Here is a 6,076-nt window from a genome sequence, read left to right as displayed (position 1 = left end):
AGCAAGCCCACTCCCACATTCGACTGCATTCCAAAGGTGGAACTCGATCGAATGTGGGAGCGGGCTTGCTCGCGAAGGGATCGGCGCGGTCTTAAGCCTTACTTCTCAGGCATCGGCACCGGAAACGGCATGACATTGCTCACGCCCCGGGCTTCGCTGATTTTCGGCGTGCCCAGGCGCTCGACTTCATCGATGCGCACAATCGAATGCATCGGCACAAAACTGCGCACCACGCCTTCGAACTGCGCCTTGAGTTTTTCCTCGCCCGGGTCGACGACCAACTGGGTGCGCTCGCCAAAGACGAACTCTTCCACTTCCAGGAAGCCCCACAGATCACTTTGATAGATCTGCTTGGCGTACATTTCGAACACCTGGCCCTGGTTAAGGAAAATCACCTTATAGATTGGAGCTTCACGTTTGGTCATGGTGGGCGAATAACACATCGGGGATATAAAAGAGGGCGCGAACTATAGCATGGCACCCGATGCACAACGCTAGGAACCAATGGGCATGCCCCCTATAATGCGCGGTTCTTTACCACCAGTTGACGATCCCCATGGCCAAGAAGCTCTATATCGAAACCCACGGTTGCCAGATGAACGAGTACGACAGCTCGCGCATGGTCGATCTGCTGGGTGAACACCAGGCCCTGGAAGTCACCGCCCGCGCCGAAGATGCCGACGTGATCCTGCTCAATACCTGCTCGATACGCGAGCGAGCCCAGGACCGGGTGTACTCGCAGCTGGGCCGCTGGCGTGAATTGAAACTGGCCAACCCGGACATGGTGATCGCCGTCGGCGGTTGCGTGGCGAGCCAGGAAGGTGCGGCGATCCGCGACCGCGCGCCCTATGTGGACGTGGTGTTCGGCCCGCAAACCTTGCACCGCCTGCCGGAAATGATCGATGCCGCACGCTTCACCAAGCTGCCGCAGGTCGATGTCTCGTTCCCGGAAATCGAAAAGTTCGACCACTTGCCCGAGCCGCGCATCGATGGGCCGAGTGCCTACGTGTCGGTGATGGAAGGCTGCAGCAAGTACTGCACCTTCTGCGTGGTGCCCTACACCCGGGGTGAAGAAGTCAGCCGGCCGTTTGACGACGTGATGTCGGAAATCATCCACCTCGCCGAAAACGGCGTGCGCGAAGTGACCTTGCTGGGCCAGAACGTCAACGGCTATCGCGGCCTGACCCACGACGGGCGCCTGGCCGACCTGGCGGAGCTGATCCGGGTGGTCGCCGCCGTCGACGGCATCGAGCGTATTCGCTACACCACCTCGCACCCGCTGGAGTTCTCCGACAGCCTGATCCAGGCTCACGCCGAAGTGCCGGAGCTGGTCAAACACCTGCATTTGCCGGTGCAATCAGGCTCGGACCGCATCCTCTCGGCGATGAAGCGCAACCACACCGCGCTGGAATACAAATCCAAACTGCGCAAGCTGCGCGCGGCGGTGCCGGGTATCTGCATCAGCTCGGACTTTATCGTCGGCTTCCCTGGCGAAACCGAAAAAGACTTCCAGCAGACCATGAAGCTGATCGAAGACGTCGGTTTCGACTTCTCCTACTCGTTCGTCTACAGCCAGCGCCCGGGCACCCCAGCGGCGGACCTGCTGGACGAAACCCCGGAAGAGCTGAAAAAGGAGCGCCTGAATGCCCTGCAACATCGCTTGAACCAGCAGGGTTTCGAGATCAGCCGACAAATGGTCGGCTCAACCCAGCGCATCCTGGTCACCGACTACTCGAAAAAAGACCCGGGCGAATTGCAGGGCCGTACCGAGAACAACCGAATCGTCAACTTCCGCTGCGATAATCCCACGCTGATCGGCCAGTTTGCCGATGTGCACATCGATGCGGCGCAACCGCACTCGTTGCGCGGCTCGTTGATCAACTGACTTCAGGACACACGAAGCTCAACTGTGGGCGCTGGCTTGCCTGCGATAGCGGTGAAACAGGCGGCAGCTCTTTTGGATGTGCCGCCCCTTCGCCGGCAAGCCAGCCCTCACAGGGATCGCCTTGGTTCCTGAGAGTGGACCCCGCCTACATAAGTGCTTTCGCACACCGGCGGCTGGCGTTATCCTCTATTTCACCTAAACAGCCAAAGGGCGGCTAAAAGCAACCTTGAACGCACCCATAGCAGAACCCCATCGTTTTCTCCTCGAGCCGTTTGAGGCTCGCCGTTTCGCCAATCTGTGCGGACAGTTCGACGAGCACCTGCGCCTGATCGAACAACGCCTGAGCATCGAGATCCGCAACCGCGGCAATCAGTTCGAACTCATTGGTGAACCCCAGCACACCACGTCCGCAGAAAACCTGCTGCGCCGTCTCTACCGTGAAACCAAGGGCAGTGAGCTGTCGCCGGAAACGGTGCACCTGTACCTGCAGGAATCGGCCGTGGAAGACCTGGCCAACAACCCTGTGGCCGAAGCCAGCGTGGCCCTGCGCACCAAAAAAGGCATGATTCGCCCGCGCGGCTTGAATCAGCAGCGCTACGTCAAGGAAATCCTCGGCAACGACATCAACTTCGGCATCGGCCCGGCCGGTACCGGCAAGACCTACCTGGCGGTAGCCTGCGCCGTTGACGCCCTGGAGCGTGAACAAGTGCGCCGCATCCTGCTGGTGCGACCGGCGGTCGAGGCCGGCGAAAAGCTTGGCTTCCTGCCCGGCGACCTGGCCCAGAAGATCGACCCGTACCTGCGCCCGCTCTACGACGCGCTGTACGAGATGCTCGGCTTTGAATACGTGGCCAAGCTGATCGAACGCCAAGTGATCGAGATCGCCCCGCTGGCCTACATGCGTGGTCGTACGCTGAACAACAGCTTCATCATCCTCGACGAAAGCCAGAACACCACGGTCGAGCAGATGAAGATGTTCCTCACCCGCATCGGTTTCGGCTCCACCGCCGTGATCACCGGCGACGTCACCCAGGTCGACCTGCCCAAGGGCACCAAGTCCGGCCTGGCCCAGGTGATCGAGGTGCTCAAGGACGTGCCGGGTATCAGCTTCACGCACTTCATGCCCAAGGACGTGGTCCGCCACCCGCTGGTGCAGCGCATTGTCGAAGCCTACGAGCGCTTCGATCATCGCGATGACGCACCCGCCAAGGACAGCCGCCGCGATGCTTGAGCTTGACCTGCAACTGGCCACCGAAGCGCCCGCCCCCAGCGAAGAACAGTTCCGTCGATGGTGCACCCTGGCCCTGCGCCAGCGCACCGCCGATTCGGAGCTGACCATCCGCCTGGTGGACGAGCCCGAAGGCCGCGAACTGAACCACACCTGGCGCCAGAAGGATTACGCGACCAACGTGCTGTCCTTCCCCGCCGACGTCCCCGACGAATTGCTGGATATCCCGCTGCTGGGCGACCTGGTGATCTGCGTCGAAGTGGTCGAGCGCGAGGCAAAGGAGCAAGGCAAGGAACTTGAAGCCCATTGGGCCCATCTAGTCATCCACGGCTGCTTGCATCTCTTGGGTTACGACCATATAGACGATGACGAAGCCGAAGAAATGGAAGCACTGGAACGAACGTTGCTTGCAGAATTGGGTCACCGCGATCCGTATGCAGACGACGAAAACTGATCAACACTCAACTGAAACATCAAAGGATTTAGAGTAATCGCTATGAGCGAAGACCGATCGAGCAACGGGCAGAAGTCATGGCTGGGTAAACTGACCCAGGCTTTTGCCCACGAGCCGAAAAACCGCCAGGAGCTGCTGGAGCTGCTGCGCGAGGCCCATCAGAACAAGTTGCTGGACAGCGAAGCGCTGGCCATCGTCGAAGGCGCCATCCAGGTGGCTGACCTGCAGGTTCGGGACATCATGGTCCCGCGCTCGCAGATGATCAGCATCAAGGCGACCCAGACCCCTCGGGAATTCCTCCCGGCCGTGATCGACTCGGCGCACTCGCGCTACCCGGTGATCGGTGAAAGCCATGACGACGTCATGGGTGTCCTGCTGGCCAAGGACCTGTTGCCGCTGATCCTCAAGGAGAACGGCGACAACTTCAACATCAAGGACCTGCTGCGTCCTGCCACCTTCGTGCCCGAATCCAAGCGCCTGAATGTGCTGTTGCGCGAGTTCCGCGCCAACCACAATCACATGGCCATTGTGATCGACGAATACGGCGGCGTAGCGGGCCTGGTGACCATTGAAGATGTGCTGGAACAAATCGTCGGCGACATCGAAGACGAGCACGACGTCGAAGAAGACAGCTACATCAAGCCGCTGCCCAGCGGTGATTTCCTGGTCAAGGCGCTGACGCCGATCGAGAACTTCAACGAGTTCTTCGACAGCGAATTCTCCGACGATGAGTTCGACACCGTCGGCGGCCTGGTGATGAGTGCGTTTGGCCACTTGCCCAAGCGTAACGAGACCACCGAGATCGGCGCCTACCGCTTCCGCATCTTGAATGCCGACAGCCGCCGGATTCACTTGATTCGCCTGACACCTATTGCCCGTTAAGGACTGACATGCGCCGTATGATCGCACCCGGCTGGCCCGGTAACCTACTGGCCGTGGCGGCCGGTGCCATCACCACCCTGGCGCTGGCGCCGTTCGATCTGTGGCCGTTTGCGCTACTGGCAGTCGGACTGTTCTATATCGGTCTGCGGGAGCTGACGCCACGCCAGGCCTTGGGCCGTGGCTGGTGTTTCGGTTTCGGCCTGTTTGGCGCCGGCACCAGCTGGATCTACTACAGCATCCACCACTTCGGTGGTGCCTCGGTGCTGCTGGCAGGCTTCCTGATGCTGCTGTTCACTGCCGCCATCGCCTGGTTCTTTGCCTTGCCCGCCTGGTTGTGGGCGCGCTGGCTGCGTCGCAATGAAGCGCCACTGGCCGATGCCCTGACGTTTGCCGCGCTGTGGGTCGGCCAGGAAGCCTTTCGCGGCTGGTTCCTCACCGGCTTCCCGTGGCTGTATTCCGGGTATAGCCAACTCGACGGCCCGCTGACGGGCCTCGCCCCTGTCGGCGGGATCTGGCTGATCTCCTTTGCCCTGGCACTGACGGCGGCCCTATTGTGCAACCTGCCACGCCTGCTGGCGAGCAAGCGCAATGCCTTTATCGGCGCGGGCCTGGTCTTGCTGGTCGCCCCTTGGGCTATCGGCCTGGCCCTCAAGCATCACGCCTGGACTGCCCCTTCCGGCGCACCACTGAGCGTGGCCGCCATCCAGGGCAACGTCGAACAAAGCATGAAGTGGGACCCCGAGCAGCTCAATGCGCAGCTCGCGCTGTACCGCGACATGAGCTTCAGCTCCAAGCCCGTGGACTTGCTGGTGTGGCCGGAAACCGCCGTGCCGGTACTCAAGGAATCCGTCGAGGGCTACCTGGGGATGATGGGCAAGTTCGCCGCCGACCGGCACACCGCACTGATCACTGGCGTTCCGATCCGCCAGGAAGTGCACCACCAGAAGCGCTATTTCAATGGCGTCACCGTGGTGGGTGAAGGCGACGGTACCTACCTGAAGCAGAAGCTGGTGCCCTTCGGCGAGTATGTACCGCTGCAGGACATGCTGCGCGGGCTGATCGCCTTCTTCGATCTGCCGATGTCGGACTTCGCCCGCGGCCCCGCCGACCAGGCGATGCTGCAGGCCAAGGGCTATCAGATCGCGCCGTTCGTGTGCTACGAAGTGGTGTACCCGGAATTTGCCGCCGGCCTGTCGGCCCAGAGCGACTTGCTGCTGACCATCAGCAATGACACCTGGTTTGGCCGCTCCATCGGCCCACTGCAGCATCTGCAGATGGCGCAGATGCGCGCACTGGAGGCGGGTCGCTGGATGATCCGCGCCACCAACAACGGAGTGACCGGACTGATCAACCCGTTCGGGCAGATCACCGCACAGATCCCGCAATTCGAGCGCGGCATTCTCTACGGCGAAGTGGTGCCGATGCACAACCTCACGCCGTACCTGCAATGGCGCTCGTGGCCGTTGATCATCCTGTGCCTGGGGCTGTTTGGCTGGGCGCTGCTCGCGAGCCGGATGGCCAAGACGGTCTGACAGACACGACAAAACAATGTGGGAGCGGGCTTGCTCGCGAAGGCGTTGGTTCAGCCACAGCTACGTTGACTGACACACCCCTTCGCGAGCAAGCC

General features: G+C 61.2%; 6 protein-coding genes. 5 read left to right on the top strand and 1 reads right to left on the bottom strand.

Annotation, left to right across the window (positions count from 1 at the left end):
• Positions 1-98 precede the first annotated feature (98 nt).
• Entirely contained in the window at positions 99-425 is a 327-nt protein-coding gene (locus QMX97_RS31400) for a DUF1820 family protein (protein WP_065910336.1), read from the bottom strand.
• Between the two features lie 131 nt (positions 426-556).
• Between QMX97_RS31400 and miaB the strand changes: the two genes are divergently transcribed.
• From miaB to lnt, 5 genes are all read left to right on the top strand, one after another.
• Positions 557-1,885, top strand: a complete 1,329-nt coding sequence (gene miaB / locus QMX97_RS31395) for a tRNA (N6-isopentenyl adenosine(37)-C2)-methylthiotransferase MiaB (RefSeq protein ID WP_065910099.1) — start codon at positions 557-559, stop codon at positions 1,883-1,885.
• Positions 1,886-2,111: 226 nt separating this feature from the next.
• Positions 2,112-3,116, top strand: coding sequence for a PhoH family protein (locus QMX97_RS31390; protein ID WP_065910097.1), 1,005 nt, complete (start codon positions 2,112-2,114; stop codon positions 3,114-3,116).
• Entirely contained in the window at positions 3,109-3,567 is a 459-nt protein-coding gene (ybeY, locus tag QMX97_RS31385; protein WP_106802541.1) for an rRNA maturation RNase YbeY, read from the top strand. The genes QMX97_RS31390 and ybeY overlap by 8 nt, the downstream gene beginning before the upstream one ends.
• Before the next feature lie 42 nt (positions 3,568-3,609).
• The gene (locus tag QMX97_RS31380) at positions 3,610-4,449 is read left to right on the top strand and encodes an HlyC/CorC family transporter (protein ID WP_015373027.1); all 840 of its coding nucleotides are present in this window, start codon (positions 3,610-3,612) and stop codon (positions 4,447-4,449) included.
• Positions 4,450-4,457: 8 nt separating this feature from the next.
• A complete protein-coding gene (lnt, locus tag QMX97_RS31375; RefSeq protein WP_065910093.1) occupies positions 4,458-5,981 on the top strand; it encodes an apolipoprotein N-acyltransferase in 1,524 nt (507 codons plus the stop codon).
• Positions 5,982-6,076 lie beyond the last annotated feature (95 nt).

It is taken from the genome of Pseudomonas sp. PS01298 (assembly GCF_029959745.1).
Classification (GTDB): Bacteria; Pseudomonadota; Gammaproteobacteria; order Pseudomonadales; family Pseudomonadaceae; genus Aquipseudomonas; species Aquipseudomonas aylmerensis.
Note: the sequence above shows the minus strand (reverse complement) of the source record. Positions and strands in the feature narration are given on the sequence as shown.